The 25,320-nt window shown below is 62.9% G+C and carries 30 protein-coding genes and 1 tRNA gene; 18 read left to right on the plus strand and 13 right to left on the minus strand.

Annotation, left to right across the window (positions count from 1 at the left end; genetic code table 11):
* The first annotated feature begins 116 nt into the window (after window positions 1-116).
* The 7 genes from IB277_RS00905 to IB277_RS00935 all read left to right on the plus strand — a co-directional run bounded on the left by IB277_RS00905 (window position 117) and on the right by IB277_RS00935 (window position 5,856).
* Window positions 117-1,121, plus strand: coding sequence for an ABC transporter permease subunit (locus IB277_RS00905; protein ID WP_034800844.1), 1,005 nt, complete (start codon window positions 117-119; stop codon window positions 1,119-1,121).
* A 10-nt stretch (window positions 1,122-1,131) separates the two neighbouring features.
* On the plus strand, window positions 1,132-2,040 hold the full coding sequence (locus IB277_RS00910; protein ID WP_034800846.1) for an ABC transporter permease subunit: 909 nt from the start codon (window positions 1,132-1,134) through the stop codon (window positions 2,038-2,040).
* Window positions 2,041-2,042: 2 nt separating this feature from the next.
* Window positions 2,043-2,885: an ABC transporter ATP-binding protein gene (locus IB277_RS00915; protein ID WP_082566271.1), complete on the plus strand. Its 843-nt coding sequence runs from the start codon at window positions 2,043-2,045 to the stop codon at window positions 2,883-2,885.
* The gene (locus IB277_RS00920) at window positions 2,882-3,712 is read left to right on the plus strand and encodes an ABC transporter ATP-binding protein (protein ID WP_034800847.1); all 831 of its coding nucleotides are present in this window, start codon (window positions 2,882-2,884) and stop codon (window positions 3,710-3,712) included. The genes IB277_RS00915 and IB277_RS00920 overlap by 4 nt, the downstream gene beginning before the upstream one ends.
* Window positions 3,713-3,892: 180 nt before the next feature.
* Complete coding sequence (locus IB277_RS00925; protein WP_060516475.1) at window positions 3,893-4,240, plus strand: RidA family protein; 348 nt, start codon at window positions 3,893-3,895, stop codon at window positions 4,238-4,240.
* 177 nt (window positions 4,241-4,417) lie between these two features.
* The gene (locus tag IB277_RS00930) at window positions 4,418-4,588 is read left to right on the plus strand and encodes a hypothetical protein (RefSeq protein ID WP_089044705.1); all 171 of its coding nucleotides are present in this window, start codon (window positions 4,418-4,420) and stop codon (window positions 4,586-4,588) included.
* Window positions 4,589-4,725: 137 nt separating this feature from the next.
* On the plus strand, window positions 4,726-5,856 hold the full coding sequence (locus IB277_RS00935; RefSeq protein WP_370689547.1) for an AI-2E family transporter: 1,131 nt from the start codon (window positions 4,726-4,728) through the stop codon (window positions 5,854-5,856).
* 18 nt (window positions 5,857-5,874) lie between these two features.
* Here the strand turns inward: IB277_RS00935 and IB277_RS00940 are convergent, their stop codons facing one another.
* On the minus strand, window positions 5,875-6,672 hold the full coding sequence (locus tag IB277_RS00940) for a response regulator (RefSeq protein ID WP_034800852.1): 798 nt from the start codon (window positions 6,670-6,672) through the stop codon (window positions 5,875-5,877).
* A gap of 188 nt (window positions 6,673-6,860) precedes the next feature.
* Here IB277_RS00940 and IB277_RS00945 point away from each other — a divergent pair, with 188 nt between their 5' ends.
* A complete protein-coding gene (locus IB277_RS00945; protein WP_060584014.1) occupies window positions 6,861-7,079 on the plus strand; it encodes a NepR family anti-sigma factor in 219 nt (72 codons plus the stop codon).
* A gap of 46 nt (window positions 7,080-7,125) precedes the next feature.
* On the opposite strand, the gene IB277_RS00950 is transcribed toward IB277_RS00945, so the two are convergent.
* Window positions 7,126-7,374 carry a glycine zipper domain-containing protein gene (locus IB277_RS00950; protein WP_034800856.1) on the minus strand — a complete coding sequence of 83 codons (249 nt, stop codon included), beginning with the start codon at window positions 7,372-7,374 and terminating at the stop codon, window positions 7,126-7,128.
* A gap of 491 nt (window positions 7,375-7,865) precedes the next feature.
* Between IB277_RS00950 and IB277_RS00955 the strand changes: the two genes are divergently transcribed.
* Together IB277_RS00955 and IB277_RS00960 are read left to right on the plus strand one after the other, a co-directional pair.
* Entirely contained in the window at window positions 7,866-8,189 is a 324-nt protein-coding gene (locus IB277_RS00955; protein WP_034800858.1) for a hypothetical protein, read from the plus strand.
* Between the two features lie 61 nt (window positions 8,190-8,250).
* Entirely contained in the window at window positions 8,251-8,448 is a 198-nt protein-coding gene (locus IB277_RS00960; RefSeq protein ID WP_090294925.1) for a CsbD family protein, read from the plus strand.
* 106 nt (window positions 8,449-8,554) lie between these two features.
* On the opposite strand, the gene IB277_RS00965 is transcribed toward IB277_RS00960, so the two are convergent.
* The gene (locus IB277_RS00965; RefSeq protein WP_060584342.1) at window positions 8,555-8,749 is read right to left on the minus strand and encodes a hypothetical protein; all 195 of its coding nucleotides are present in this window, start codon (window positions 8,747-8,749) and stop codon (window positions 8,555-8,557) included.
* Between the two features lie 224 nt (window positions 8,750-8,973).
* On the opposite strand from IB277_RS00965, the gene IB277_RS00970 reads away from it, so the two are divergent.
* The 3 genes from IB277_RS00970 (at window position 8,974) to IB277_RS00980 (ending at window position 11,115) form a co-directional block, all read left to right on the plus strand.
* Window positions 8,974-9,138 carry a DUF1328 domain-containing protein gene (locus IB277_RS00970; protein ID WP_034800864.1) on the plus strand — a complete coding sequence of 55 codons (165 nt, stop codon included), beginning with the start codon at window positions 8,974-8,976 and terminating at the stop codon, window positions 9,136-9,138.
* A 155-nt stretch (window positions 9,139-9,293) separates the two neighbouring features.
* Complete coding sequence (locus IB277_RS00975; RefSeq protein ID WP_082566270.1) at window positions 9,294-9,797, plus strand: TIGR00645 family protein; 504 nt, start codon at window positions 9,294-9,296, stop codon at window positions 9,795-9,797.
* Between the two features lie 64 nt (window positions 9,798-9,861).
* Entirely contained in the window at window positions 9,862-11,115 is a 1,254-nt protein-coding gene (locus IB277_RS00980) for an FAD-binding oxidoreductase (protein WP_034800866.1), read from the plus strand.
* 74 nt (window positions 11,116-11,189) lie between these two features.
* Here the strand turns inward: IB277_RS00980 and IB277_RS00985 are convergent, their stop codons facing one another.
* A complete protein-coding gene (locus IB277_RS00985; RefSeq protein ID WP_082566269.1) occupies window positions 11,190-11,984 on the minus strand; it encodes a 3-oxoacyl-ACP reductase family protein in 795 nt (264 codons plus the stop codon).
* A gap of 51 nt (window positions 11,985-12,035) precedes the next feature.
* Between IB277_RS00985 and IB277_RS00990 the strand changes: the two genes are divergently transcribed.
* Window positions 12,036-12,653, plus strand: coding sequence for a TetR/AcrR family transcriptional regulator (locus IB277_RS00990; protein WP_034800870.1), 618 nt, complete (start codon window positions 12,036-12,038; stop codon window positions 12,651-12,653).
* Window positions 12,654-12,780: 127 nt separating this feature from the next.
* On the opposite strand, the gene IB277_RS00995 is transcribed toward IB277_RS00990, so the two are convergent.
* The gene (locus IB277_RS00995) at window positions 12,781-13,206 is read right to left on the minus strand and encodes a hypothetical protein (protein ID WP_110818590.1); all 426 of its coding nucleotides are present in this window, start codon (window positions 13,204-13,206) and stop codon (window positions 12,781-12,783) included.
* A 252-nt stretch (window positions 13,207-13,458) separates the two neighbouring features.
* Between IB277_RS00995 and IB277_RS01000 the strand changes: the two genes are divergently transcribed.
* Window positions 13,459-14,598: a fumarylacetoacetate hydrolase family protein gene (locus tag IB277_RS01000; protein ID WP_034800872.1), complete on the plus strand. Its 1,140-nt coding sequence runs from the start codon at window positions 13,459-13,461 to the stop codon at window positions 14,596-14,598.
* Window positions 14,599-14,634: 36 nt separating this feature from the next.
* On the opposite strand, the gene IB277_RS01005 is transcribed toward IB277_RS01000, so the two are convergent.
* The 8 genes from IB277_RS01005 to IB277_RS01040 all read right to left on the minus strand — a co-directional run bounded on the left by IB277_RS01005 (window position 14,635) and on the right by IB277_RS01040 (window position 22,264).
* Window positions 14,635-14,883, minus strand: coding sequence for a hypothetical protein (locus tag IB277_RS01005; protein WP_034800874.1), 249 nt, complete (start codon window positions 14,881-14,883; stop codon window positions 14,635-14,637).
* Between the two features lie 126 nt (window positions 14,884-15,009).
* On the minus strand, window positions 15,010-15,273 hold the full coding sequence (locus IB277_RS01010) for a hypothetical protein (RefSeq protein WP_034800877.1): 264 nt from the start codon (window positions 15,271-15,273) through the stop codon (window positions 15,010-15,012).
* A 24-nt stretch (window positions 15,274-15,297) separates the two neighbouring features.
* Window positions 15,298-15,786, minus strand: a complete 489-nt coding sequence (locus IB277_RS01015) for a hypothetical protein (RefSeq protein ID WP_034800879.1) — start codon at window positions 15,784-15,786, stop codon at window positions 15,298-15,300.
* A gap of 17 nt (window positions 15,787-15,803) precedes the next feature.
* Window positions 15,804-17,015: a hypothetical protein gene (locus tag IB277_RS01020; RefSeq protein ID WP_110818515.1), complete on the minus strand. Its 1,212-nt coding sequence runs from the start codon at window positions 17,013-17,015 to the stop codon at window positions 15,804-15,806.
* A 62-nt stretch (window positions 17,016-17,077) separates the two neighbouring features.
* Window positions 17,078-17,836: a TfuA-like protein gene (locus IB277_RS01025; protein WP_034800884.1), complete on the minus strand. Its 759-nt coding sequence runs from the start codon at window positions 17,834-17,836 to the stop codon at window positions 17,078-17,080.
* Window positions 17,826-18,992 (minus strand): YcaO-like family protein, encoded by a 1,167-nt coding sequence (locus tag IB277_RS01030; protein WP_110818514.1) that lies wholly within the window; start codon window positions 18,990-18,992, stop codon window positions 17,826-17,828. The genes IB277_RS01025 and IB277_RS01030 overlap by 11 nt, the downstream gene beginning before the upstream one ends.
* Window positions 18,993-18,998: 6 nt before the next feature.
* The gene (locus tag IB277_RS01035; RefSeq protein ID WP_110818513.1) at window positions 18,999-21,977 is read right to left on the minus strand and encodes an AAA family ATPase; all 2,979 of its coding nucleotides are present in this window, start codon (window positions 21,975-21,977) and stop codon (window positions 18,999-19,001) included.
* Window positions 21,978-22,190: 213 nt separating this feature from the next.
* Window positions 22,191-22,264, minus strand: a tRNA-Gln gene (locus IB277_RS01040).
* Window positions 22,265-22,581: 317 nt separating this feature from the next.
* Between IB277_RS01040 and IB277_RS01045 the strand changes: the two genes are divergently transcribed.
* From IB277_RS01045 to IB277_RS01055, 3 genes are read left to right on the plus strand one after another with little or no spacing between them, the layout of a single operon-like run.
* The gene (locus IB277_RS01045; protein WP_060516471.1) at window positions 22,582-24,171 is read left to right on the plus strand and encodes a Ppx/GppA phosphatase family protein; all 1,590 of its coding nucleotides are present in this window, start codon (window positions 22,582-22,584) and stop codon (window positions 24,169-24,171) included.
* A complete protein-coding gene (locus tag IB277_RS01050; protein ID WP_034800892.1) occupies window positions 24,168-24,905 on the plus strand; it encodes an RlmE family RNA methyltransferase in 738 nt (245 codons plus the stop codon). Before IB277_RS01045 ends, IB277_RS01050 begins: the two co-directional genes overlap by 4 nt.
* Window position 24,906: 1 nt before the next feature.
* Complete coding sequence (locus tag IB277_RS01055; protein ID WP_090294905.1) at window positions 24,907-25,287, plus strand: VOC family protein; 381 nt, start codon at window positions 24,907-24,909, stop codon at window positions 25,285-25,287.
* Window positions 25,288-25,320: the final 33 nt, after the last annotated feature.

A 25,320-nucleotide genomic window follows, 5' to 3' on the forward strand; every position in this document is an offset into this window, starting at 1 on the left:
CGCAAAAGGTCGCTGTGGCATTTCGACTTGCTGTATGCTTGGCCGTTAAGTGGGAAAGCATGCGGTGGTGCCAGCGGCGGGATACAATGCCGCGGCAACATGGCGCGGGGTTTAACATGTTCCGATTTCTCTTGGGGCGATTGGCTGTCCTGATACCGACCTTCGTCGGCGTCTCCATCATCGCCTTCTCCTTCATCCGCCTGCTTCCGGGCGATCCGGTTGCGCTGCTTTCGGGCGAGCGCGTCATGTCGCCGGAGCGACATGCGGAAATTTCACACGCACTCGGCTTCGACCGGCCGATCGTGGTGCAATACCTCGATTATCTCTGGGGCGTGCTCCAGGGTGATTTCGGCACCTCGATCGTTACCAAGAAGCCGGTCATCGATCAGTTCTTCGAACTGTTCCCGGCAACCGTCGAGCTTTCGCTCTGCGCGATCCTGTTTGCGGTCATTCTCGGCATTCCGGCCGGCGTGATTGCTGCGATCAAGCGCGGCTCGGCCGTCGACCAGGCGATGATGGGGACGGCACTCGTCGGCTTCTCCATGCCGATCTTCTGGTGGGGCCTGCTGCTCATCATGCTCGTTTCCGGCATGCTGCAGTGGACGCCGGTCTCCGGCCGCATCTCGCTGATGTACTTCTTCCCGCCGGTAACCGGATTCATGCTGATCGACTCGCTCCTGTCCGGTCAGGCCGGCGCGTTCAAGTCGGCCGTCAGCCACCTGATCCTGCCGACGATCGTGCTTGGAACCATTCCGCTTGCGGTCATCGCGCGCCAGACGCGCTCGGCGATGCTTGAAGTTCTCTCCGAAGACTACGTGCGCACGGCACGGGCCAAGGGCCTTTCGACCTTCCGGGTCGTCGGCGTCCATGCGCTGCGCAATGCGATGATCCCGGTGGTCACCACCATCGGCCTGCAGGTGGGCGTCATGCTCGCCGGTGCGATCCTGACGGAAACGATCTTCTCCTGGCCGGGCATCGGCAAGTGGATGGTGGATTCGGTGTCGCGTCGCGACTACGCCGTCATCCAGGGCGGCCTGCTCGTCATCGCCGCGGTGATCATGCTGGTCAACCTCATCGTCGACCTGCTCTACGGTCTCATCAATCCGCGCATCCGGCACTAAGGAGGGCGTCATGTCTCAAGCTGCTGCAACAAGCACCGTTTCGACCGATCCGTCCCGCCGGGCGCGATTGGCCGAGTTCTGGTATTACTTCTCCGAGAACCGCGGCGCCGTGATCGGTCTCGTGTTCTTCGTGTTCCTCGTTCTGCTCGCGGTCTTCGCACCATGGGTCGCACCGCACGATCCGGTGGCACAGTACCGCGATGCGGTGTTGGTACCGCCGGTATGGCAGGAGGGCGGCCGCGCCGGCTTCCTGCTCGGCACCGACGCCGTCGGCCGCGACATGCTGTCCCGGCTGATCTACGGCACGCGCTTCTCGCTGTTCGTCGGTGTCATCGTCACGACCCTGTCGCTCGTCGGCGGTATCGCGCTTGGCGTCATCGCCGGCTACTTCCGTGGTTGGGTCGATACCGTCATCATGCGCGTGATGGACATCATCCTCGCCTTCCCGTCGCTGCTGCTCGCCCTCGTGCTGGTCGCTGTCCTCGGCCCGGGCCTCGTCAACGCCATGATCGCAATCGCGCTCGTCTTCCAGCCGCACTTCGTGCGCCTGACGCGTGCTGCCGTCATGAGCGAAAAGACCCGTGACTATGTCGTTGCCGCCAAGGTGGCCGGCGCTGGTCATGGCCGTCTGATGTTCAAGACGATCCTGCCGAACTGCATGGCGCCGCTGATCGTCCAGGCGACGCTCTCCTTCTCGAGCGCGATCCTTGACGCTGCGGCCCTCGGCTTCCTCGGCATGGGCGCACAGCCTCCGACACCGGAATGGGGCACGATGCTCGCCGAAGCCCGCGAGTTCATCAGCAGCCACTGGTGGGTGGTGACCCTTCCGGGTATCGCGATCCTGATCACGGTGCTGGCGATCAACCTTATGGGTGACGGCCTGCGCGATGCGCTCGATCCCAAGCTGAAGAGGTCCTGATCATGGCGCTTCTCGAAATCGAAAACCTGGTCGTCGAATTCCAGACGGCCTCCGGTCCCTTCCGCGCCGTCAACGGCGTGTCGATGAAGGTCCATGAAGGCGAAGTGCTTGCGATCGTTGGCGAGTCCGGCTCGGGCAAGTCCGTGTCGATGCTGGCCGCCATGGGGCTTCTGCCCTGGACGGCGAAAGTGACCGCCGACAAGCTCACTTTCAACGGCCGCGACCTGCTCGGCATGTCGGCAAACGAACGGCGCAAGATCGTCGGCAAGGATATTGCCATGATCTTCCAGGAGCCGATCGCCAGCCTCAACCCGTGCTTCACCGTCGGCTTCCAGATCGAGGAAGTGCTGCGCATCCACATGGGCCTCGACAAGGCCGGTCGCCGCAAGCGCGCAATCGAACTGTTCGAGGCGGTCGGCATTCCCGATCCGGCCGAGCGGCTCGGCCACTATCCGCACCAGATGTCGGGCGGCCAGTGCCAGCGCGTGATGATCGCGATCGCGATCGCCTGCAACCCGAAGCTCCTGATCGCCGACGAGCCGACCACCGCGCTCGACGTGACGATCCAGAAGCAGATCCTGGACCTCCTGATGAGGCTGCAGGCCGAGCACAAGATGGGCCTGATCATGATCACGCACAACATGGGCGTGGTCGCCGAGACTGCCGACCGGGTGGTCGTGCAGTACAAGGGCCGCAAGATGGAAGAGGCCGACGTGCTGACGCTCTTCGAAAACCCGAAGAGCAACTACACGCGCGCACTTCTGGCGGCGCTGCCTGACAACGCGACCGGCGATCGTCTGCCGACGATTTCCGAACTCTTCGTCGACGAAGGAGCGGCCCAATGAGCGTGATCCTCGAAGCGCGCAATCTGGTGCGCGACTACCATATCCCCGGCGGCCTCATCAAAAAGGCAAAGACGGTTCATGCGCTGAAAGGCGTGAGCTTTTCCGTCGAACAGGGCAAGACGCTGGCGATCGTTGGCGAAAGCGGCTGCGGCAAGTCCACGCTGGGCCGCATCCTCACCCTGATCGACCCGGCGACCTCCGGCGAACTGCTGATCGAGGGCAAGAAGATCGATATCTCCAAAGGCGACATGACGCCGGAGATGCGCCGCAAGGTGCAGATCGTCTTCCAGAACCCCTATGGCTCGCTCAACCCGCGCCAGAAGATCGGCGACATCCTGATGGAACCGCTGGTCATCAACACCGACACGCCGGCCGACGAACGTCGCGACCGGGCGATGACGATGCTGAAGAAGGTCGGCCTCACCGAGCTGCACTTCAACCGCTATCCGCACATGTTTTCGGGCGGCCAGCGCCAGCGTATCGCCATTGCGCGCGCGTTGATGCTGAACCCGAAGCTGCTGGTGCTCGACGAGCCGGTGTCGGCGCTCGACCTGTCGGTCCAGGCACAGGTGCTGAACCTGCTCGCCGACCTTCAGGACGAACTGAAGCTCACCTACGTCTTCATCAGCCACGACCTCTCTGTCGTGCGCTATATCGCTGATGATGTCATGGTGATGTATTTCGGCGAAGCGGTCGAATACGGCAGCCGCGACGAGGTCTTTGCCGACCCGAAGCACAGCTACACCAAGACGCTGTTTGCAGCGACGCCGCGTGCGGATGTCGAGAGCATCAAGGCGCGCCTTGCCAAGAAGAAGCAGGCGGCCTGATCCGCCGCTGCTGATTTTTGCTGAAGAAACAAGAGAAGCCGGGCAGCCAATGCCCGGCTTCTTTGACTTGGGGGCTTGATGGTGTAGAGGTGTCGCGCCGCCTTCACTTCTCGCCTCTTGGCGGCGGGCAGCCGCTTTTTGGCCGGACCGATCGTTCGGCCCAACCTCAGGAACACGTTCATGGAAATCAAGCGTTTCGAAACCGGCCCCCGTATGAGCCAGGCCGTGGTCTACAACAACACCGTCTACCTCGCCGGCCAGGTCGGCAACGCCGGTGACGATGTCGTGACGCAGACCAAGCAGGCGCTTGCCGAAGTCGACCGTCTTCTGGCGCTCGCCGGCACCGACAAGACCCGCATCCTCTCGGCCACCATCTGGCTCGCCGACATGGCAGACTTCCCGAAGATGAACTCGGTCTGGGACGCCTGGGCACCGCAGGGCCACACCCCGGCTCGCGCCACCGGCGAAGCCAAGCTCGCGACCCCGGAATACCTCGTCGAAGTCATCGTCGTCGCCGCTGCCGCCTAAGGCCTGCGCTACGGGATTTCCCGTCTTCTTATTCCTGCGCCGCCGGACTGCCGTCCGGCGGCGTTTTTCGTTCCCATTTCAGTTCCCTTGCGCGGAACCAAACGGCGCACCGGCACGTTAAGTGTCCAATCCGAAGAAGCAGGCCAAAACCGGCCGCCACGATTGGGAGGACTGTCTATGCTTTACTGGCTGCCCCGTGTCTGTGTCCTTCTCCTGGCGGGCGTCATGATCGGTTTCGGTCTTCTTCCCTACACCGCCGCAGGTGTCGCCCATACCTTGCTCGTCATCATTCTGGGGCTTGGCCTATTGTCGCTGACCCTGCATGTCTTCCCGCCGGAACACCATTGACCGTGCAAGATCATTCACGCGATGTGCCGCAAGCCGGGCCGGAGCAAAAGGCAGGGCGGCCTGATCTGTTGACCGGAAACGCGAACGAACCGCGCGCGGCCCTGGCTGAAGGACGGCGAGGCATGATCGCGAATACGCTGCGTCGGGCGGGTGCCGCCCAGCAGCGCAAGCGTGCGCGGTGGATCGTCGAGGAAGAGGCTGCTGTGGCGACGGCGGCGCCATCGACAGCCCCGCGGCGCGACGGCATCGATCTGATGGTCGCCTGGAGTATTATCGGCCTCTTCGCCATTGCCGCATGCGCGGGCATCTACGCCATGGAAACGATCCTCCTGCCGATCACGCTCGCAATCGTCGTCGGCGTCGTGCTCGGCCGGACGGCCGACGGACTGGCGCGTTATGGCCTGCCGCCGATTTTCGGAGGGTTGCTGCTGGCGATCATTTTCGTCACCGGCCTCTCGTGGCTCGTCAATGCCCTCCTGGGTCCGTTGACGGCGCTCGCCTCGGAGGCGCCGAAGCTTGCCGAAAGCGTGGTGGCGCGGGTGATGCCGTTCATTGACCGGTTCGAGTGGCTGCGTCTGGCCGTCGCGCGCAGCGTCGGCAACGATGCGATTGCCGATACCGTCATGAAGAATGCCGGCCCGATGCTTGCCGCCACCGCCGCCGGGCTGACACCCGCTTTGGTGCAGACACTGATCTTTCTCGCAGCACTCGGCCTGTTTCTGCTCGGACGGTTGCAACTGCGCAAGGCGGTCATCCTTGCCTTTGCCAGCCGTGAGCGGCGGCTTAGCGCCATTCGCATCATGAACGGCATCGAGGATGCGTTGGCGCGATACTTCTCGATCGCCAGCGTCATCTATTTCTCGCTCGGCCTCGTTACGACGGTGATCGCTTTTGTCGGGGGTCTGGGCATGGCGCCGCTGTGGGGCCTGTTCGCTTTCGTCTCCAGCTTCATTCCCTATCTCGGCGTCACGGCGATGACGCTGAGCCTGCTGGTGGCGGGGCTGATGACGCACGAGGTGCTGTGGCTGGCATTGGCGCCGGCGGTGGCCTTCTTCGTCGTTCACCTTGCGATGGAAAACCTTGCCATTCCGGCCATCCTCGGCAACGAGCTTGAGGTGAACCCGTTCTTGATCTTCCTGGCGATCGTGTTCTGGACCTGGATGTGGGGGGCGGTCGGCGCCATGCTGGCGCTGCCGCTCTCTCTCATCGTCCTCGCCATCGTCGAGGAAATCAGCGACCAGCCGCCTGAACGTCAGCTGCCCGGATAAGGGGATGTGTTGCCCGGCCTAGCGCCGGGCAGAGCGTGCGTGCTCGTCGAAGAACAGCGCCTGGCTGATCAGTGCCTTCACCATGTCCGGATTGAACGGCTTGGTCACGAGAAAGGCTGGCTCCGGCCGCTTGCCGGTCAGCAGCCGCTCGGGGAAGGCGGTGATGAAGATCACCGGCACAGCGGCCTGCGTGAGGATCTCGTTGACGGCGTCGATGCCCGAGCTGCCATCGGCAAGCTGGATGTCGGCCAGAACCATCTTCGGAGAGGTCTTGCGGTAGAGATCGAGCGCCTCGCCGTGGGTGCGGGCGATCCCGGTGACGCGGTGGCCGAGGCTGGTCACCATATCCTCGATATCAAGCGCGATCAGCGGCTCGTCCTCGATGATCAGGACGTCCGTTGCGACCTGGTGCGAAATGTCCTCCGAGGCGACTGTCAGCAGCTTCGAAAACTCGGCCTGGCTGAGGTTCATGACCTCGGCCGCATCGGCGATGGAGAAACCCTCGACCGATACGAGCAGAAACGCCTGGCGCGGCGCCGGCGCGATCAGCGAGAGATTGGCGGCCGCCTGTTTTTCCCATGCGAACGGTGAGGCATTTTCGCTGCGGTCGATCGAGATCTTTTCGAACTGCGAGCAGAACAGCTTGTAGAGGCTGATCCGGTCGTTCGAGGCTTCCGGAAAGAGGCTGATATCCTCGATCAGGGCTTCGAGAACGGCGGCCACATAGCCGTCGCCTGCGGCCTGCGAGCCTGTGACGGCCCGCGCGTAACGGCGCAGAAAGGGCAGGTGGGGCGCAATCCGGGTCGAAAGTGACATCAACGACTTCCTTACGTGCAATGCGATTCGTTTGATTTCTGAGGATAGGGGGTATGGGGCGGAATAGATGGATGTTTTGAACACGTTTTTCGGCTTAGAGCAAATGGGGGACGTGTTCGAAACGGTGTGCCGGCGATTTCGCAAGGGCAGCAAAAGCCGTGAAGGACTAAGCGGTGGTGGGACGCAGCATGGATGAAGAAACCGGAAAGCACGGCGGCGTAGGCCAACAGCGCGGAGGCACTGCCGAAACGCTCGAAATCGGCGGCTCGATCGGCACCAGCTTGAAGGCGCTCTATCGGTCGCTGGAGCAGGAGCCCGTTCCAGAACTCTTTCTCAATCTTCTTGAAAAACTCGATGAAGCGGAGGCTGCGGCCAAAGTCCCGTCGAAGGGTGGGGTTCCGCTTTGAGGGGGAAGAAACGGGCGGCTGCCCGTTTCTTTATGAGATGCGCCGATCAGCAGGCGGCTTCGTAGCGGCGGCCGTAGCGGTCGCGATAGATGCAGCGGCCCGGTTCGTTGGCGTTGCCGATGAGCGCGCCGGCGACGCCGCCGATGGCCGCGCCCACGGCCGCACCCCTGACATTGCCCGTCGCCGCACCGCCGACGATGGCACCGCCGGTTGCGCCGATCGCCGCGCCCTTTTCTGTCTGCGTGCATGCCGCGAGGGGGAGGATCAGGCTTGCTACGATAAGTATCTTCTTCATGACGCGTTCCTATCCGAGGGTTGCTTTGTTGAACTGAGAATCAATTTTCGGTGAAATCGATTTGCCCGCGACTGGTGACGAACAGAATGACGACAATGAGGCATAGCCCGTACCCGATGCCGCGCCGTCCTGATCGACTTTTGATGTTACCTTTCGGCGCTCGCAATGAGCGAGCCGCTTGTGGTGTGTCCTTGCCTCGCCAGTATATCCTCCGTCGCTCGGCCGCGGTCGCAGCGCTTGTTATCGTTGCGAAAACGAGACCGGGGCATTTTTGTTCCATTGTTGGGGTGGCCGACGGGCGATGTCCGTCCCGGTTGTGGGCCGTGGTCGCCCGCTGAACGCTGTGGGCGAATGACGCCTCCCGGCCGTCTCTGGGCCGCTCAAACGCGCAGCTGACGCCAAGGTTCCAGGAAATATTTCGCGCCCATTCGCGGAACCGCAGATCGCACATTTCCGTTTGCTGTTGGAGTTTGACGCAAGGGAGCATGCGAATGGAACACATTGCCGCCATCATGGTCCTGGTCGGCTGCATGCAGACGACAGAGGCCTGCCGCGAAGTGCCGGCGCCCACCGTGGCTTTCGAGACCGTAGACGAATGCCGCGAACTGCTTTCGCCTGCGATCGAGGCGACATCGACGAGCTTCAAGCACGCCTACGGGGCCTGCGCGGAAGTCGATCCGGCGCTGTTCGTAGAAGACGCGACCATCGAGTGGCAGGTGAAGGCGCCTGGCCGTCTGCAGGTCGAGGTCAAGGTCGATGACGGCAGCTATGCCGTTGCCGCGCGAAGCGAAAGCGGCGCCAAGGCTCGCAACTGATTTCACCGGTAGCTCTTGGGCAATTGCGCTAGGGCGACTGCATCAACCGAAAGGATCGGAAATGAACTGGGACATTGTTGAAGGCAAATGGCACGAGTTGAAGGGTAAGGCTCAGTCGCAGTGGGGTAAGCTCACCAACGACGACCTCGATATCATCGATGGCCGCAGGGAAGAACTCGCCGGGCGGATCCAGGCGCGATACGGCGTTGCACGTGACGAGGCGGAGCGGCAGATCGACGACTGGATGTCGCGCCGCTAGGCGGTTCGCGGCAAGCAGTCAGTCTTGCTTCCCCGGAAGAACGACGCCAAGACAAAAGCCGCGCGACACCTGTCGCGCGGCTTTTTGTTTGTCATGCGCATCGCGCTTATTTCTTCTTTGCCTTGGCCTCTCGCCTGCGAAGTTCTTCAAGCAGAGACTGAAGCTTGGCGCTTTGTTCTTCGCCGTCCGTGTACAGGTCGCGCATCGTCTTTCCGATGTGAAGATTTCTATCGGAGAGATGCGTCCGCTCCCGTCCGGCTTCGGTCGCCGTTTTCCAGATATGTGCTGTCGGCATCTTCATTTCGACCCTGCGTTCCATGGATGAAGAACGTCAGAGTATTGCGAAGGTTCCGGGCATTTCCGGTGCAAACCGTGCCGATTTGGGACTCTTTCGTCTTTCATCGTAAACAGAATATTAATGTCGAGTGACGCCACGGAATTCCGCGCGCCGATTTTGATCGAGAACTGGAACAAATTGAAAGCTATCGCGTTTGCATTGCAGTGATTTAGGCAAGGAGAATTGCTATGTTATACTACGCGCTTGTCTTCCTCGTTGTGGCAATCATAGCGGGTGTACTTGGGTTTGGGGGTATTGCCGGCACGTCCGCGGGCATCGCGCAGATCCTCTTCTTCCTTTTCCTGGTCTTTCTGGTGATTTCGCTCGTTGCCGGCCTGGTGCGCCGCGGCTGAGCGGCCCTATTTGAGTTGTTAGGCATAAACAGGAAACGGGCGGCGTCACAGCCGCCCTCGATGTGTTTGGTGGCCGAATCGTCTTGCTTGCCCTTGCTGGCCCGCTTGGCTATTGATGCCCCAATTGTCGTTTTCGCCCCGGGGTATCGAACATCATGAAATCGCTGGAACTGCTCGTCGAGCGGATCATCCTGTCCAGCCGCTGGCTTCTCGTCATCTTCTACCTTGGCCTGGTCGCGGCACTTGCCCTCTACGGCATCTCGTTCGCCTTCAAGCTGCTGAAGATCGCCAGCATGGTCTTCGTCTATGACGATGCGCAGATGATTCTGGCGATGCTCGGCCTGATCGATGCAGCGCTCGTGGCCAGCCTGATCGTGATGGTGATGATTTCCGGTTACGAGAATTTCGTCAGCCGCTTCGACGAAGGCGATGCGGAGGTCTCCTTCCTCGGCAAGCTCGATTCCGGCAGCCTGAAGATCAAGGTTGCGTCGTCGATCGTGGCCATTTCCTCGATCCACCTGCTGCAGATCTTCTTAAACGCGCAGCAATATTCGAGCGAGCAGTTGATGTGGGCGACGATCATACATCTGGCCTTTGTCGTCTCGGCCGTACTGCTCGGCTATCTCGAGCAAATCATGAATGCGCTGAAGAAGAAGTGATATTGGTGCCGCGGCTTCACGCAAAGCCGCGGTTTGTCTTGATCGAGCAACGGGGCAGCCTGAGATGAAGACTGACGTAGTGGTTCTGGGCGCCGGCATCGTCGGCATTTCCACCGCCATCCATCTCGCCCGCCGCGGCAAGTCGGTGGTGCTGCTCGATCGTCGTGGCCCCGGCGAGGAAACCTCCTACGGCAACGCCGGCCTGATCCAGCGCGAAGGCGTCTTTCCATACGGCTTCCCGCATGATTTCGGCGCACTCTTCCGCTACGCGCTCAACAACACCATCGACGCCCATTACCATTTCCGCGCCCTTCCGGGCCTGGTGCCGTTCCTCGCCCGCTACTGGTGGCATTCCGGCTTTACCCAGCACCGGCGCATCGCCCAGCTCTATGCGCCGCTGATCGAGCATTCGATCACCGAACATCAGGATCTGATCGAGGCGTCCGGAGCCGGCGACCTCATCCGTAAGGACGGCTGGATGAAGGTGTTCCGCACCGAGAAGGAACGCGACGCCGCGTACAAGGAAGCGGAAAAGCTCTCGGCGGGCTTCGGCGTCAACCACCAGAAGCTTTCGACGAGCGAGCTGAAGACGCTGGAGCCGTCGATCAAGGCCGATCTCGTCGGCGGTCTGCGCTGGAGCGATCCCTGGTCGATCCGCGATCCGCACAGCCTCAACAAGGCCTATCTCGCCTACTTCCAGTCCCTGGGCGGACGGCTGATTTCCGGCGATGCGGCGACGACCGAACACGTACTCGAAGGTCCCGGTTGGCGCGTCGCCACCCCGGAAGGGCCGCTGGAAGCCCGCGAAGTCGTCGTGGCGCTCGGCCCCTGGGCCGATACGGTTACCCGCAAGCTCGGCTATCATTTCCCGCTGGCTGTGAAGCGTGGCTACCACATGCACTACGGCATGCAGGACGGCGCGCAGCTCAACAACTGGGTGCTCGATGCCGAAAAGGGCTACTTCCTGGCGCCGATGCTGCGCGGCATCCGTTTGACGACGGGTGCGGAATTTGCCTGGCGCGATGCGCCGAAGACGCCGGTGCAGCTGACGCGGGCCGAGCGGGTGGCGCGCGAATTCTTCCCGCTTGCCGAACGTCGCGACGAAGAACCCTGGATGGGCGCGCGTCCCTGCACGCCGGATATGATGCCGCTTATCGGCAAGGCGCCGCGTCACGAGGGCCTGTGGTTTGCCTTCGGCCATGCCCATCACGGCATGACGCTTGGGCCGGTCACCGGTCGGGCGCTGGCGGAAGCCATGACCGGCGAAAAGACGGTCATCGACATCGCGCCCTACCGGCCGGAGCGTTTCCTGGCCTGACACGGTCCGAAGCCATAGCATCACGAAGTAGGAAAAGGCCGGACGCTGCGTTTCCGGCCTTGTTCCTTGCCTGATCAGGCGTTGGTGCCGCCGTCGATGGTGAATTCGGCGCCCGTTACGCTGCGGCCGTCAGGCCCCGCCAGCCAGGCGACGACGCCTGCTACGTCGCTCGCCTCGTTGAAACGCGGGATCGCCATCAGTCCGCGCTGCGGGCCGGCATGTTCGCCGTTGGCCGGGTTCATGTCCGTGTCGGTCGAGCCAGGATGGACGATGTTGACGGTGATGCCCTTCGGCCCGAGATCGCGCGCCACCGCTTTGGTGAAGCCAATCAGCGCGCTCTTGCTCAGCACATAAAGGCTCATGCCCGGCCATGGGACGCGGGCGGCGAGGTTGCTGCCGATGTTGATGACGCGCCCGCCATCCGGCATGTGCGCCGAAGCGGCGCGCGTGGCGAGAAACACCGCCTTCACATTGACGTCGATCGTCCGGTCGAAATCCTCCTCAGTCACCTCGTCCACCGTTCCGGCGTCGAAGATGCCGGCATTGTTGACGAGGATATCGATGCGACCGTGTTTTTCCGCGACCGTCTTGACGGCGGCTTCAACCGCGCCCGGATCGCGGTTGTCCGCCTGGATCGCCAGTGCGCTGCCGCCATCCCCCGTGATCTCCGCCACGAGCGCCTCGGCCTTTTCTTTCGACTGGCTGTAGGTCACCGCCACGGTTGCGCCGTCGCTCGCCAGGCGCCTTGCGATCGCTGCACCGATGCCGCGGCTGCCGCCCGTCACCAGGGCCACCTTGTCTTTCAAACTCGTCACTGGTTTCTCCAAATCTGTAGTGATCGATACATATAAGGGGAAACGACTTGCCATCCGCTGTCAAGCGATTTATGTATTGATCGATACAAAAAAGGATCAGCCGAGATGAGCCGCGGGCGGCCACGCAATTTTTCGAGGGACGAGGCGCTTGCAAGCGCCATGCAGCTCTTCTGGGACAAGGGCTATGACAATACCTCGCTGTCGGATCTGACTCGGGCCATGGGATTGAACCCGCCGAGCCTCTACGCTGCCTTCGGCAGCAAGGCGCAGCTCTTCATCGAGGCCGTGGACCTTTACGGCCGCACCGACGGTGCCGGCATCTGGGATGAACTGGAGACGGTTCCGACCGCAAAGGCGGCGGTGCACGACCTGTTGAGACGCACGGCCGAGAATTTTACACAGCGTGGCGAGCCGAGAGGCTGCATGGTGGTTCTGTCGGCACCGCAGATGGCGGGTGGTGATGCGGAGGTCTGTGACGCACTGAAGCTGCGTCGGCTGGAGAAGCAGATGGCTCTGGAGCAGCGTTTCGAGCGCGCAGTCGAGGAAGGCGAACTGCCTGTGGGTGTCGACTGCGCCGCGATTGCCGCCTACGTCGCCTCGCTGCAGCACGGCATGTCGATCCAGGCGCGCGACGGCGCCACGCGGGAAACCCTGGTCGCGATCGCCGACTGCGCCGCAGCCGGCTGGGACGCGATGATATCCGCAAACATCCGGCCGGACTGACGAACGACGTCTAACGGACACAGCCGATCCGTCATTCGGCCTCATGATTTTTGTTCAGGTGAACGACGACGCGAGGGCCGGAGATCAAAAGCCTCCGGCCCACCGGTTTGCGCGTGCTCCGTCCTGCTTACGGCGCCGGCTGCGTCATTTCGGGTGTCGTGCCAGGGGTCGAGTTCGGGCTAGCGCCCTGTGTTCCCTGCTGCGGCGTTGCTTCCGGGGCCGGCTGGGTCGTCGTTCCACCGGCGGGAGCCGTGCCCGTATCGGCCGGCGGTGTGGCCTGGCCCGTCGTTCCGGTTGCCGGCTGGTCGGTGGTCGACGGCGGCGCTGCCGTGTTGGCGGTGTCGCGGCTCAGTTCGGCCGGCAGCCAGGCGATCAACGCCAGCACCAAGCCGGCGAGCAGGATGATGATGATTGGCCAGCTGCTGCGTCTGGGGGGCTCGACAGGTACGTCGCTGAGGTGCGTTTGCGCAGTGGGTTGGGGCAGCGGCTGCCCAGTCACGGGGTCGATGACCGGCTTTTCCTTGAACTCTTCGTGCTGGTTCATTGCGTTGATCCTTTCTTGATCTCCTCGTGGCCTCGGCCGGCTGCTCCTGAACCTTCCCGGGGCAGCGGTGGGCGCCGGATTTCGTGCGCTCGCGAGACAGAGCGGCGGGGCGCGCTCGGATCGGCGCGCCGTAACCGTAAACGCGTGAAAATTTGCAATGTTCCGACCGCTACAACCCAAGGGACGTTCGATCGTCGTCGCCCGCTTTACAGCGGAGGTTTCCGCTGCATGATGGTAGCGCTCACGGGAGGGTAGAACGGCATGGCGGATCCGGTATTTCAAAATGGCACCTTTGTCGGTCGCGCCTGGCGAGCCGATGTCGGCGGCCCGTCGGTAGTTGTGATCCGTGACGGCGCGCTCTTCGACATCACCTCGAAGGCAGCGCCCACCATGCGCGACCTCCTCGAACACCCGGATCCCGTTGCGCACGTCCGCTCCACCCAGGGCGAGCGGCTTGTCGCTCTCGAGGATTGCCTCGGACAGAAGGCGGATCCGTCCGCCCTGCATCTCCTTGCGCCCTGCGATCTGCAGGCGGTGAAGGCCTGTGGTGTCACCTTCGCGCGCTCGATGATCGAGCGCGTCATCGAGGAGCGGGCGGCGGGCGATGCGTCGCGCGCCGAAACGATCCGCGCCCGCGTCACAGCCGTCATCGGCGACAGTCTGCGAAACCTGAAGCCCGGTTCGCCGGAGGCGGCCCGCGTCAAGGCAGCCCTCATCGAAGAGGGCGTCTGGTCGCAGTATCTGGAGGTCGGCATCGGCCCGGACGCGGAGGTCTTCACCAAGGCGCAGGTTCTCTCGGCGGTCGGCCCGGGCGCCGATGTCGGCCTGCACCCGGCCTCACGCTGGAACAATCCGGAGCCGGAGATCGTGCTCGCGGTTTCGTCGAGCGGTCAGGTGAGGGGTGCCACCCTCGGCAACGACGTCAACCTGCGCGACATCGAGGGGCGCTCGGCGCTGCTTCTCGGCAAGGCCAAGGACAACAACGCCTCATGCGCCGTCGGTCCCTTTATCCGCCTCTTCGATGAAACCTACGGGATCGACGATGTCCGCAAGGCCGAACTGACGCTCCTGGTCGAAGGCGAGGACGGCTACCGCCTGACCGGCCGCAGTTCGATGGCCGAAATCAGCCGCGACCCGCTCGACCTCGTCGCTCAGACGATTGGCCCGCACCACCAGTATCCTGATGGCCTGATGCTGTTCATGGGCACCCTCTTTGCGCCCGTCGAAGACCGCGACGAGCCCGGCCAGGGCTTCACCCACAAGCTCGGCGACGTGGTGACGATCGCCAGTGCCGAACTCGGGTCGCTGACCAACACGGTCAGGCTTTCGACCGAATGTGCGCCCTGGAGCTTTGGCGCAGCGGCGCTGATGCGCAATCTGGCAGGACGGCGGCTGCTGTAAGGAGCAAGCTCACGGCCGAACGCGTCTGCACGGTCACTATGTCATGTCCCGCATAACCCAGAGCGACCGACCCGCATGCGCAATGTCAGGCACGGCCCGTAGGCGCGCATCATCCCGGAGCCGTATGGCCTCCACCGTATCCATGGAAAAAACCCGCCCATCCGTCTCGTTGGCGTTTGGGGTAATCCACCAGCGCCGACCCTCCTGGCAAAGTCCGGCTTCCGGATGTTCCTGGATGTACTCGATCGCATAGGCTGCATCCGCTTTTCTATCGGTATCGAGCATAAGTCTTCCTCCGCCTGATCGTTTCGGGAGAGGTGTGATCATGCGCTTGTTTGGCCGAAGCCGCCAATGTCGACCTTAGCCACCTGATGAATAGCGTGCGGCTTTCGACCGAGTGCGTACCGACACCTACTTGGGGAAAGTGATTCCCTTACTTAGGTCCTCCAGATCGTACCTGTCGTCATGCGGCGTTCCGTTGATGTCCCCAGTGATCCTCACGTCTGCGATGCCGTTGTTTGTATCAGCCGAGAATTTGAGGCTTGTGTCCTTTTTGACGCTGCGCCCGACGATAGGTTCCAACTTGTCGTCCACGCAGTAGCTGCCGGGCAATTCGTCTATCATCGTTAAATTGTTGCAGTCCTGCTTAAATTTCACGGTTGAGGTGATCGACATGACATTCTCCGTTAGAGAGTCCGGCTAGTCGCGGTTTAGTCGGCGGTCGCGATGCGCCATCGATTGGGTGATCGCATATGAGGTCGGCGACCGCTTTCCGGGCAGGTTCGCGTCTAGAATGAGCGTCTGCGCATCGCCAAAGCTAGTCGCGATTTCAATCAACTCTGTCGATGCCCGAATGCGCCACATTTGATAGGATGCACCTGCGATCGAATCGAAGCCGCAACCGACCGCTGCTTCGGCCTTCGGGCCTGTCACGATGAAGATTCGATGCGAATCCAGTCTGTAGCAATGACCGTCGAATGCGTAGCCGTAGGCCAAGACGATAGAGTAGTCGCCCGCCTTGAGGCCGCCACCATCCTTAAACAGTTGGACCCGAAGCTCGGTACTATGGCCTTCACCGATATCGAACCTGCCGTAGTCATCGTTTGCGTTGAGCTTGACGCCGTAGAGAACAAGCTCGTCCGCTTTGTATCTGCCAGTTGCCGGTGCCGGTACATGTTCGTAGTCCATCTCGTTCTCCCTCTGTTTCACCAAAGAATTTCGCGCCATCGCATGCAATCTTCAAACTGTTCGACATAGGCTCGACCACGTCCCCGATCGGCGGCCGTCAAAAAGGCTTCCGCTGCCGCTTCGAAGGTGACGTCGTCGGGTTCCAGAAACCGCCAGGAGCGAACGACGCTCTCGCCGACGATGTCTCGGGCCTCTTCTAGGGCAGCCTTGCTGGCAAAGTGCTTCAGCTCGTAGTCCGCTCTTGATGGGCGCAACGTCGCTTCGATGAGCTCTGGCGCCAGTTGCTGGCGCAGGTTGCCGAACTGGCGAGGATCGAGGTCGGACAGTCCTCGCTCGAAGAGCAGTGTCTGATAGACCTCGACCAAGCAGTCGAAGAGCCCTCCGGCAAATGGCTTGGAATGATCGTGCACTTCATGGCTGACGTCGCCCGCGCGCAGCGAATTGTTGAAGGTGCGGATCTGCCTTTCGTCGCTGAGCTCGGCGAAGCGATCGAGTTCGTTGTTGATCAAAAGGTTGCCGCCGGTGCGGCGCAGGATGCGCTCCGCGGCTGTATCGAAATGCAGCAAGCCGAGCAGCGATGCGAAGTCGGCGACCGCTTCGTGATAGGCAAAAAACTCACTGCCGGCGCCGTCGCCCTCAAGCAGGCCCAGTTCGCTGAGAAGGATCAGGTGGCCCATCTCATGGGCGACGGAATCGAAATTGAGCGCGAATCGCGACGTCACTCTCGCAGGTTCGCTTTCCCCGAATTCCACAAAGCCGAAGCCCGATTGTGCGTTGTCCCAGTCGGCAATGTGCGGAATGATCTCCAGCCGGCTCAGGGTCGGTTCGAAGAACCATCTGATTTCGCGCCCGACATAGCCCTCGAAGATATCCAGCACGCGCCGTGCGCAGGCAAAGCTGTGTGTCGCCAGAAAGGCAGGCGAGTCCGGCGTGATGTAATCGAAATGTCCGTCAGCGTCCGGTTCCACCGGCGGGCAGAGTGCGCCGGCATAGGGCGGCAGGATAGGGTAGGCATAGGGCCTCTTGGTTTCGAGCGGATCGGCGACATACATGCGCCGGTCGGACGGGCCGGCCGTAATTCCGCCTGCCGAAGGGGCGAGCCAGACCACCTCGGGTTTCTCGTAACCTGGAATGTATGGGGGTTGCGGAAAGACAAGAAAGCGCGTTCCGAGACGCGGTGAAGCGGCTCTGCCCGGGTCGGCGTCGGACGTGTGAGCGGCGGCATCCATGTTGGCCTCTCTCGCGGTTTCAATATCACCTGTGATTGTAGAATTCGATTAACTTGTTCGTACTAATCCGCTCGGAATATTTCATCGAGCAGCTCAGCGTATTGAAGATCGTATGCAAAAGCCTCGGTCATCTCGAACGCGTTGCTCTTGTCCGGGCCTTTGCGCCGAAGTTTAAAGGTGGAGATCGCCTTTAGTAGTTCGATTGCGTCAAGTTTCTTCTGTCTCGGTAATCCGATTGCGAGATGACGTCTTAATCGCTCAATATCAGGGTCGTTGTTATTATTCCTGACACTGTCGAGGATGGTGCTGTAGCTGCGCTCGGAATAATGAAGCGATCGTGCCGCCTGTTCGAGTGCAACGCGCAGTTCGTGTGTGATGATGCCCCTTCGTTCAGACTGTTTCAGTGTCAGTCTGATGTCAATGAGGGCTTCGGTGAGAGCTCTTGAACCCAGTTCGGGCGGCGCCATCGCCACAGCGACGTCGGCGTCGTCGGCAAGCCTCGTGCGCCGATACCAACGGTAGACGAAGCCATAGCCGATCATTCCTTCGTCGCTGAGTTCCGCCGCGCGGACGGCGCCCATGCTGGATGCGCCGCAGACATACACGCCCTTTGCCAAGGCCCAGAGGATCTCCTTGTGCCGAACCGCCGGCCGCTGCGCAAACTCGCCATCGATGATCGCGATCACCGCTGGACGATGTTTCAGCACGGCGCGCACGACGTCCCCTTGCCCGGCTGGCGGAAGATAGGTCGCATCGAGCTGTGCTCGCGCCTCGGCGGCACTCAGCGTTGGTCCGAGGAAGACGATCGTTTCACTCCTCAATGCTCACCTCCAGGGGCGGGGCAACCACTCTGACCACATGCAGAGGGAGCGCTTCGTCCGAGAACAGGACCACGACGACGACCGCTTTGACACCAGCGGCGACCATCGCCTCGAGAATGGCCGGTAACGGGTTTTCGCCCCCGTGCGCAGGCTCATTTTCGGGAAAGGGCAGACCGCCGCGCGACAGGGTTTCGAACCAGGCGATCAGTTCGCTTCGTTCCGGTGGGGCGTAGAAGCGGCCAATCACGTCTTCCCGGGTCGCGGCGATGGCGCCGAGGCGCGACTGGCACGCCTCGAGAAGAGCCTTGGCAAGGGCGGGGTCATGATCGATGTCGCAGCCGAAGCCAGACGCCGGCAAGGGGGCCAGCGGAACCCGCGCCGGGTCTTCCATGACATGACACCAATAGGCGGGCAGGCCACTCGGGCTTGGTAACGCCCATACGCCCGCAGCCAGCCCCGCCTGGCGCAGCCGGCCAAGGATTTCGCCGGATTTGCCTCCGCCAATGGTGTCGACACCGATCTGGTAGCGGTCGAAGAAGTGCGGCCGCCGGGTGGCCAGATGATGCGCGTGGCGTTCGAGGATCTCAAGGCAGCCGTGAATCAGTGCCTGCTGCAGGCTCGTGCCTGCGGCAAGCCCGGTGGTGTTGCGTTGAAGCCAGTGCGGATGCGGAGAGGGGATGACGTAATTTGTGTCGACCGCCGCCAGCGGCACGGGCCGGAAAGAGCCGGAGATCAGATCCCAGCCTGAAATCCAGGCGAGATCGTTGCTGTCGGCCGGCGGCGTTGCAGCCGGATGGAGATGCGACCACATCCCGTCGGCATTCATGTCCGCAAGGCTGGCCCGCCACACGCGCTCCGCCGGTATGCGCTCCGATGCCCATCCTTCAAGCGATTCCATCAGGCCGGAGATGGCGGCTTGGGCATAGCTGAGGCCCTTGCCCTGATTGACCGAAACCGAGCGCGAGGCCGGGCGGACCACCTGCACGACCGGTATGCCGATCCGATCGAGCCCAGTTACCGATCCGAGGCGGGTGATCCCGAAATCCCGTCGGAGGGCGAGAATTTTCTCCACGGTTTGCCAGGTGTCGGGAGGGGCTGGGGAGGGGGCGTTCAGCACGCCCTCGAGCGATCGGTCCTGGAACGAAACGCTCGCCATCGCCGACTAGCCGAAGTGATGTCGCAAATCGTGCCCGGCGCGCTTGGCCAGCCATTCGGCGCCCTGCGTCTCGGCCGATTGCAAGGCATATCGCAGGTCGCGCCGTGCCCGCGCAGGAGCGTCGCCGAGCGCCAGCCGCAGATGCGCCCTTCGCCGGTAGAGCTCCGCAAGCCAGAACCATTGGCCGCTCTTGCGGCCAAGCGCGATGGCGTTCTCGATCGGGACGACCGCCGCTCCGGGATCTCCCATGCGTTCCAGGATCTCGGAGTGCATGTCGCTGTGGATCGACAGATTGTCGTCGGTCCCCGTGAGCTTTTGGAGGCGCAGCCCTTCCTCGAAGCGCGCAGCGCCCCGCTCCGGTGACGAGGCCATGGCTTCCGCCCAGCCGCAGTACATATTGGCGCGCGCCTGGCTCGCCACCAGGCCATTTTCGTCGGCGAGCGCCAGCATGCGTTCGCCGAGGCTGTGCACGTCTTCATATCGCTGCTGGCAGCGACGCAACACGATTCCGTAGTAGAGCGCATGCACCATGCTGCCGACATGCTCCGTCCTGTCGGCCCACTCCAGGCATTGCCGGATGGCCGCCTCGCTCGGTTCGTGTGCGTCCGTCAGAAGGTAGGACAAGGCGCTTTCGCCAAGGCCGCAGACCTTGGCGTCGTGGCCGCCGTAGAAGGCGCGATTGCGAAGCGCCCGTTCCGCGTCATATAGGGCGATGCCCTTGCCGACGCAGTCCAGGCAGTAGTCGTGATGGCCTGCATGGAAGCTCGTCGCCCAGCCGCAATGATAAGCTTGAAGCCGCGTTTCGGGATCCCGGGCGCCCTCCATGTCGCTCACCAGCACGCGCGCCCGCGATTGTTGCAGAGAAATGTTCGGAGCGGTGAACCACCAGCCCCAATAAAGCGGCAGGCGCTCTTCGCGGTTGGCGGAGCCGTCGCGCTTGAGCAGTGAAATGGCGCGCGCGTAGGTCCGGCGGGCCAGTTGCGACCCTTCGCCCTCGAGCGCCGTCGCCACGACGCCCTGAAGCTGCAGCAGGTCCAGCAGGAACGGACGGCGATCCACGTGCCGCCGCATCGCCGCAATCTCGCGGGCGCAAAGATCGAGCGACTGGCGGGCCTCGCGCATCGCCGATCGCAGGACGCACGCCTCCGCCGCCTTCATTGCAAATTGCGCCGCCTGGAGATGGAGGCCAGCTTCGGCGCATTGCCAGGCGGCCACGGCTGGCGGCACGCTCGGCACGTCCTCCTCGCTTAGCAATTGGGCGATGCGTTTGTGGAACCTGCGCCGGTCGGTGCGAAGCAGGCTGCCATAGGTCGCCTCGTGCTGCAGCACGTGGCGGAACTGGAAGGCGTCGTTGGATGTGGCGCCTTGTTCGATCACGCCATGCGCGACGAGTGCGGCAAGGTCCGCTTCGAGCGAGGCTGCCGCTGCGCCATCGAGCAGCCGATTGAGCAGGCTGACGCTGAACTCCCTGCCGATGACGCTTGCCAGTTGGGCAACGCGGCGCGCGCTTCCAACCTTCGCGAGCTTGACGGCTAGGAGATCGTTCAGCGACGAAACGCCTTCTTCGACGAGCAGCTTCGTCCAGCTGGCGGCGGCAGGCGCGACGGAATGCCGGCTGCGAAGCAGAAGCGCGAGCTCCTTGGCATAAAGCGGCAGTCCGTCGCATTGCTGCAGAATGAAGGACACTAGGCCTGCGGGTGGCGCGCCGCCCCATACGGAGGCGACTAGGCTCTTCATCGCCGCGGTTCCGAGGCCTTGGAGGGGCAGGCTTTCGGCGGCTGCAACCGCCGTCGGTCCACGCGAGGTCTGGACCACGAGAACCGGACGATGGCGAGCGTGGCTCACCAGGTGCTCGAGCATCGTCAGGGTCATGCTGTCGGCCCAGTGCACGTCCTCGATCACGATGAGCTTGGCCGCCTCGCCGGCGCACAGGATCTGCACGGCCGCCCGGATGACATCCTTTCGGAACGCCTCGCCGGAGAGATCGGCAACCTGGATATTGCCGGCCTTGCGTCGCGAATCGCCGCCGGTAAACGTGGCGATCGCGCGCGCCGCGCGCTCATCGACGGGAAGCCCTATGCCGTGCAGGGCCTCCCGCAGTTGCGGTGCGTTGCCGCGCTGCAGGACATCCTTTCCCACGCTTGCTTCCAGAAAGCCGATCAGCGGCTGCATGGGCTCGCCGGTCATCCGTGCATCGCATTGCAGAAGAATATCGGCATCGTTTTCGCGCCCGAGCGAGCGGCGCAGTTCGGCGACGAGCCGGGACTTGCCGATACCGGCTTCCCCGGTGACGGCGACCGATCTGCCGGCGCCGCTGCTTGCGGCGTTCCACTCGATTGTGAGCCGCGCCAGTTCTTTCTCGCGCCCGCCCATCGGCGCGCCGCGCGCCGGGTTCGACCGGTCGCGGAGAGATCCGGGGCTTCTGGCAAGAGGCTGCCACAGCGCCGACGGTTCAGAGAAGCCCTTGAGAGCGGCGTCGCGCAAGAAAGTATAGTCGAACCTGTTTCGAGTGAGCTGGTAGGTTGCCTCGGCAACAAGGACCGTATCAGGCTGCGCTTCCGCCTGAAGCCGCGCCGCCAGTATCGGTGCGGTGCCGACAATATCCTTGCCGTCGGAGGAGAGGACGACGACGCTGGTTGCGACGCCGACGCGCAACTTGAAGGGTACCGTGCGCGGGCGGTGGCTTTGCCGGGTCGCCATCTCAATGAGCTCCAGAGCCGCCTGGACGGCCATTTCGGCTGCGTCCTCGACCTGCGCCGGATAGCCGAAGTAGCCGCATCCGCCGTCGCCAAGCCGCCGGCTAAGATTGCCCCCATGGCGGCGAATGATGTCTTCCGAACTGTTGTGGAGACTGGCGATGGAGCGGAGGTATTTCTCCGGGTCGTTGCTGAGCAACAGCTCGGTCGAACCGACGATATCGTAGAAAACCGCCGTCACCTGGCGCCTTTCGCCGCCGAGCTGAATTTGCGAATCGGACCCCTTCATTCTCGCCATCGCCCAACGTCAGCCGAGTTGACCACATCCCACTCCATTTGCCACGCATAGGCAAGCGACCATGGGGCAGAATATCCTAATATTCCTACCTCAGAGGTGACGGAGCTTACGGTGGGCAGGGATTTCGGCGCCGTATCGGGCCGCCAATGATGTCAAAGCGACATCCAGCGCGATCTGAAAATCAAGGATTTAAAGAGAGAAGATTGGCTGGGGAACCTGGATTCGAACCAGGACTAACGGAGTCAGAGTCCGTGGGTCTACCGTTAACCTATTCCCCAAAGCCGCCGTCGGAGCGAAGCCCGTCGGTGTGGTTGGCGGGCTTATAAACAAATCGGCGGCTGATGCAAATACCTTTTGCAAAAAAAATCGCGGCTGAAGTGAGATCGCAGCCATCGAGGGTGGCCGGAACAGGGACCCAGGTGCTCAACCCGGTGTGTTTGCTGGGTTCGGGCGCCCGACGCCTTTGTTGTGCACAAGCCGGTTCTCAAAAAAAGTTTGGCGAATGGGGGTTGCGCTGGTACAGTCGCGCCAACGAAAAATCGAGAGAGCGCCTTGAGCGGCCCTAAGGCCTTGCGCGGCGCCATGGTTGAAACAAGTGAAAGACCCCGATCACGGCGATAAGCCGTCCGAATCCGGGGCGTCGGCAGCAGGCCGCAGTGATGGATCGAAGCTCGGTCCGCGCAACGGCAAGGGCAAGCGTAAACGACGCAAGTCGTCTGCTTCGCCGTCTGCAATTGCCAGCCAGTCCGGCGCAGCCGGTTTGGCAGGGCGTCCCGCAGGAGAGAACGAAACGGAGCCGGCGCGCAAGCGCAAGCGGCGGCGTCGTTCGAAATCAGCAAAACAGCAGGCTCAGGCCGGATCCGCGTCGCAAAGCAGCGGCGTTCAGGTCGTCGATGCGTCGCTTGGCGAACGCAAGGGCCACAAGCGCAGCAAGAAGGCCAAGCACCGCCGCGGGCTCCAGGGGCGCCCGCTGACGAGCGGCGAGCGCCAGCCGGCGCAGCAGCGTGGCGCCGATGGCGGCGGCAATGCGCGGCAGACTTCTGCCGCCGGCGGCGGTCAGGCGGGCGCACAGCCGCGTTCGGGCAATCGCGGCGAACAACCGCGTGCACCCTATATCGCTGCTAGCGAACCGCCCGCGCCGCTCTATGCCGCACTTGATCTCGGCACCAACAATTGCCGTCTGTTGATCGCTCAGCCGACCCGTCCCGGCCAGTTCCGGGTGGTCGACGCCTTCTCGCGCATCGTCCGTCTCGGCGAAGGGCTCGGTGCCAGCGGCCGGCTGTCGGACGAGGCGATGGAGCGTGCCGTCGAGGCGCTGAAGATCTGCGCGTCGAAGCTCGGCGCCCGTACCATTCGCCGCAGCCGCCTGATTGCGACGGAGGCTGCCCGCGCGGCTGAAAACGGTGAAAGCTTCCTTGAGCGGGTTGCGAGCGAAACCGGTCTCGATCTCGAAATCATCAACCGCGAAACCGAGGCACGGCTTGCCGTTTCCGGCTGCTCGTCGCTGGTGGATCGCGAGACGCGCTCGGTCGTGCTCTTCGATATCGGCGGCGGCTCGTCCGAGATCGCCGTCATCCGCATCGGTGATTCGCGCTCGAACCGGCTCGCCAACCACATCACCCACTGGACCTCGCTGCCGGTCGGCGTCGTGACGCTTTCGGAGCGCCATGGCGGCCAGCATGTGACGCCGGCAAGCTTCGAGGCGATGGTGCAGGAAGTGGAAGGCATGCTTTCCCGCTTCGACAGCCCGCCTGTCGAAGCTCTGGCGAACGGCACGTCGGGCAGCGGTTTCCACCTGATCGGCACGTCAGGCACGGTGACGACGCTTGCCGGCGTGCATCTCGACTTGCCGCGCTATGATCGCCGCCGCGTCGATGGCCTGTGGCTGACGGACGACGAAGTCTCGGCCATGCAGGCGCGGCTTCTCTCCTGGGATTTCGACGCGCGCGCCGCCAATCCCTGCATCGGCCCTGATCGCGCCGATCTGGTGCTTGCCGGCTGCGCCATCCTCGAAGCGATCCGCCGGCGCTGGCCGTCGACCCGCATGCGGGTTGCCGATCGTGGCCTGCGCGAAGGCCTGCTCACCGATATGATGGCGGACGACGGCGCCTGGCGCCGCTCGCGGCCGCGCCGCCACCAGCGCGGTTCCAATGCCTCCGGCAGCCACGAAGGAAACAAACCATGACGAAACCCCCCGTCGGCGCCAACCGTAGCGGCCGCAAGCTTGGCCAGAAGGTCAAGAAGGGCAAGCTCAAGGCATCCTCCCGCCGCTGGATCGAGCGCCACATCAACGACCCCTATGTGCAGCGGGCGCAGCTCGAGGGCTACCGCGCCCGCGCGGCGTTCAAGCTCCTGGAGATCGACGAGAAGCACAAGATCCTGAGCGGCGCGCGCCGCATCATCGACTTGGGCGCTGCCCCCGGCAGCTGGTCGCAGATTGCCGCCAAGGTCACCAACTCCACCGATACCGATCCGCGCGTTGCGGCGATCGACTTCCTCGAGGTCGACCCTCTTCCGGGCGTGCGCATTCTTCAGATGGATTTTCTCGATCCGGAAGCGCCGGGCAAGCTGATGGAAGCGATCGGCGGAACACCTGATCTGGTGATCTCCGACATGGCGGCGCCGACGACCGGCCACCGCCAGACCGACCACCTGCGCACCATGCATCTGTGCGAGGTCGCGGCCTATTTCGCCGTCGACGTGCTGGCCAAGGGCGGGCACTTCCTGGCGAAGACCTTCCAGGGCGGCACCGAGCGCGAGCTGCTCAACATGCTCAAGCAGAATTTCCGTCAGGTCATCCATGTGAAGCCGGCCTCCTCGCGCGCCGAATCGGTCGAGATGTTCCTGCTTGCCAAGGATTTCAAGGGGCGCCAGCAGGCCGGCAGCGAAACGGAAACCGAAGACGAAGCGGCCAAATAACATGCTGCTTTACGTCACCGTCGGCAGCAACGATCTGACACGCGCCGGTGCGTTCTACGATGCGGTAATGCCGACCCTTGGCTACCACCGGCAGCGCCGGGACGAGACCGAGATCGGCTATGGCGCTGAGGGCGATCGCATCCGCTTTTGGGTTGTGACGCCCTTCGACCGCGCGCCTGCCACCTATGGCAATGGCGTGAGCATCGCGCTTGCCGCCGAGACCCGCGCCGCCGTCGACGCTTTTCATGCCGCAGCCCTTGCCAATGGCGGCACGGACGAGGGTGCGCCGGGCCTACGCCCGTTTCACGCAAATTTTTATGGTGCCTGGGTTCGCGATCACGACGGCAACAAGATCGCCGCCGTCTGCGAGCGGCCGGAGTAACCTGCCGCTTGGGCGCCGAGTTTCCAACGATTT

The sequence above is a fragment of the Ensifer sp. ENS07 genome, assembly GCF_014852185.1.
Lineage (GTDB): Bacteria > Pseudomonadota > Alphaproteobacteria > Rhizobiales > Rhizobiaceae > Ensifer > Ensifer adhaerens.

Excerpts from the sequence above, each read along its gene's own strand:
- IB277_RS00905 (WP_034800844.1), top strand. The coding sequence starts at position 117 with ATGTTCCGATTTCTCTTGGGGCGATTGGCTGTCCTGATACCGACCTTC.
- IB277_RS00910 (WP_034800846.1), top strand. The coding sequence starts at position 1,132 with ATGTCTCAAGCTGCTGCAACAAGCACCGTTTCGACCGATCCGTCCCGC.
- IB277_RS00915 (WP_082566271.1), top strand. The coding sequence starts at position 2,043 with ATGGCGCTTCTCGAAATCGAAAACCTGGTCGTCGAATTCCAGACGGCC.
- IB277_RS00920 (WP_034800847.1), top strand. The coding sequence starts at position 2,882 with ATGAGCGTGATCCTCGAAGCGCGCAATCTGGTGCGCGACTACCATATC.
- IB277_RS00925 (WP_060516475.1), top strand. The coding sequence starts at position 3,893 with ATGGAAATCAAGCGTTTCGAAACCGGCCCCCGTATGAGCCAGGCCGTG.
- IB277_RS00930 (WP_089044705.1), top strand. The coding sequence starts at position 4,418 with ATGCTTTACTGGCTGCCCCGTGTCTGTGTCCTTCTCCTGGCGGGCGTC.
- IB277_RS00940 (WP_034800852.1), bottom strand. The coding sequence starts at position 6,672 with ATGTCACTTTCGACCCGGATTGCGCCCCACCTGCCCTTTCTGCGCCGT.
- IB277_RS00945 (WP_060584014.1), top strand. The coding sequence starts at position 6,861 with ATGGATGAAGAAACCGGAAAGCACGGCGGCGTAGGCCAACAGCGCGGA.
- IB277_RS00950 (WP_034800856.1), bottom strand. The coding sequence starts at position 7,374 with ATGAAGAAGATACTTATCGTAGCAAGCCTGATCCTCCCCCTCGCGGCA.
- IB277_RS00955 (WP_034800858.1), top strand. The coding sequence starts at position 7,866 with ATGGAACACATTGCCGCCATCATGGTCCTGGTCGGCTGCATGCAGACG.
- IB277_RS00960 (WP_090294925.1), top strand. The coding sequence starts at position 8,251 with ATGAACTGGGACATTGTTGAAGGCAAATGGCACGAGTTGAAGGGTAAG.
- IB277_RS00965 (WP_060584342.1), bottom strand. The coding sequence starts at position 8,749 with ATGAAGATGCCGACAGCACATATCTGGAAAACGGCGACCGAAGCCGGA.
- IB277_RS00970 (WP_034800864.1), top strand. The coding sequence starts at position 8,974 with ATGTTATACTACGCGCTTGTCTTCCTCGTTGTGGCAATCATAGCGGGT.
- IB277_RS00975 (WP_082566270.1), top strand. The coding sequence starts at position 9,294 with ATGAAATCGCTGGAACTGCTCGTCGAGCGGATCATCCTGTCCAGCCGC.
- IB277_RS00980 (WP_034800866.1), top strand. The coding sequence starts at position 9,862 with ATGAAGACTGACGTAGTGGTTCTGGGCGCCGGCATCGTCGGCATTTCC.
- IB277_RS00985 (WP_082566269.1), bottom strand. The coding sequence starts at position 11,984 with ATGGCAAGTCGTTTCCCCTTATATGTATCGATCACTACAGATTTGGAG.
- IB277_RS00990 (WP_034800870.1), top strand. The coding sequence starts at position 12,036 with ATGAGCCGCGGGCGGCCACGCAATTTTTCGAGGGACGAGGCGCTTGCA.
- IB277_RS01000 (WP_034800872.1), top strand. The coding sequence starts at position 13,459 with ATGGCGGATCCGGTATTTCAAAATGGCACCTTTGTCGGTCGCGCCTGG.
- IB277_RS01005 (WP_034800874.1), bottom strand. The coding sequence starts at position 14,883 with ATGCTCGATACCGATAGAAAAGCGGATGCAGCCTATGCGATCGAGTAC.
- IB277_RS01010 (WP_034800877.1), bottom strand. The coding sequence starts at position 15,273 with ATGTCGATCACCTCAACCGTGAAATTTAAGCAGGACTGCAACAATTTA.
- IB277_RS01015 (WP_034800879.1), bottom strand. The coding sequence starts at position 15,786 with ATGGACTACGAACATGTACCGGCACCGGCAACTGGCAGATACAAAGCG.
- IB277_RS01020 (WP_110818515.1), bottom strand. The coding sequence starts at position 17,015 with ATGGATGCCGCCGCTCACACGTCCGACGCCGACCCGGGCAGAGCCGCT.
- IB277_RS01030 (WP_110818514.1), bottom strand. The coding sequence starts at position 18,992 with ATGGCGAGCGTTTCGTTCCAGGACCGATCGCTCGAGGGCGTGCTGAAC.
- IB277_RS01035 (WP_110818513.1), bottom strand. The coding sequence starts at position 21,977 with ATGAAGGGGTCCGATTCGCAAATTCAGCTCGGCGGCGAAAGGCGCCAG.
- IB277_RS01050 (WP_034800892.1), top strand. The coding sequence starts at position 24,168 with ATGACGAAACCCCCCGTCGGCGCCAACCGTAGCGGCCGCAAGCTTGGC.
- IB277_RS01055 (WP_090294905.1), top strand. The coding sequence starts at position 24,907 with ATGCTGCTTTACGTCACCGTCGGCAGCAACGATCTGACACGCGCCGGT.